Genomic DNA, 1,371 nt, shown 5'->3' with positions numbered 1-1,371 from the left:
AACTTATCCACATTCTTCGCTATTTACAACATCAATAATCTTTATTTTATATATTTAAAAGATTATTTTTTCAACTTGACACAGTTTGACGAACACTCCCTCATTATAATCTAAAATAGGTAATGAACTATATAGCTTAGCCTCATTATTTTCCTTGCCCTCACATGAATTAGTTGTTTCGTCCAATATATGATGCAAATTTGTGCTAGAAACTTTAAAATCATTATTCCATAATTTAGACCAAAAAGTACGATTATCATTTAAGCCCTTACAGACTCCTGTTACAATATTTTTGATATTCTTATTTAAATATTCATGACCCATTTCAGATAATTGAGGGCATAAATGTTCAGTGATTTTATCCCTATCTTTCGGCGAAGATACTCTGGCTAACTTTAAGGCTGTTAATACTATATTATAAGATGCAATCGTGTTATTTACTTTATCACAAAATGCTTTAATATTATCATCAGTGAGTTTACTTGGATCAAAATATTCCATATCATGGTGTTTTATAGTCTTACTCAACTGTTTTCTAGTTGAAAAAGACTCTATTGCTGCATTATTAACTGAATTTTTTAAATGTGTAAGGGTTACCATTGGATCAGTTATCTTATCTAACTGATTTTTTAAGTCAGAACAAATATTGTGCAGAGAGTCCTTAATTTTATTGAAAGTTACATGGTCCCACTGCACAGGGTCATCTTGAGATTCATTAAATATATTTGCCGTATTAAAAATCTTATACTTCCAGTAGTCAATATTTTTAGAATTAGTATCGGCAGTATCAACCTTCTTAATACCAACCGCGGTATTAGCATTGCCAATAATGGTTAGGGGTGCTTTTTTCAATACAGCTTTCTTATGTTTACTCGTTGGCATTTGACATTTCATAATCTTCCATAATAATTTTTATTATGGAACATATTTATTGATATTTTATAGTATAAGTCAAGTGGATTTATATCAAAAAGAATAATTTTTATTAATTTTATGTAAAATATTGGATTTTTATGCAATTAAAACATTTTTTTACTTAGTGGCAGAAATTTTTGTGATATATTGCCTAAAAAGAGTATAAACCCTAAGAAACTTTTGTTATTGCAGGGAGTACGTAACCCGGCGAAGTATGTAAGCTGTAATTCCCTCGGGGTTTTGTCCACAACTGTTGAAAGTTAGCAGAGGAAGAGGTTTTAGACCGAATAGTTTAAAAGCCGTATGTGGTCAACGTCATTGCGAGAAAGACCGTAGGTCGCGAAGCAATCCATAAAAGTAACCAAAGATGGATTGCCACGACCTACTTGCGTGGTCTCGCAATGACAGAAAACCTATCTAAAACCCGCTTTACCTTCTAACTTTCAACAGTTGTGG

The 1,371-nt window shown here is 31.6% G+C and carries 1 protein-coding gene; it reads right to left on the bottom strand.

Annotated elements, in window-relative coordinates; all coding sequences use genetic code 11:
* Positions 1-54 precede the first annotated feature (54 nt).
* Positions 55-894, bottom strand: coding sequence for a hypothetical protein (locus RiCNE_RS06980; protein ID WP_094649829.1), 840 nt, complete (start codon positions 892-894; stop codon positions 55-57).
* Between the last annotated feature and the right edge of the window lie 477 nt (positions 895-1,371).

It is taken from the genome of Rickettsia endosymbiont of Culicoides newsteadi, assembly GCF_002259525.1.
GTDB lineage: Bacteria > Pseudomonadota > Alphaproteobacteria > Rickettsiales > Rickettsiaceae > Tisiphia.
The sequence above is the reverse complement of the archived record's forward strand: the minus strand, read 5'-3'. Positions and strand labels throughout refer to the sequence as shown.

Coding starts and splice junctions, on each gene's coding strand:
- RiCNE_RS06980 (WP_094649829.1), bottom strand. CDS start 894: ATGAAATGTCAAATGCCAACGAGTAAACATAAGAAAGCTGTATTGAAA.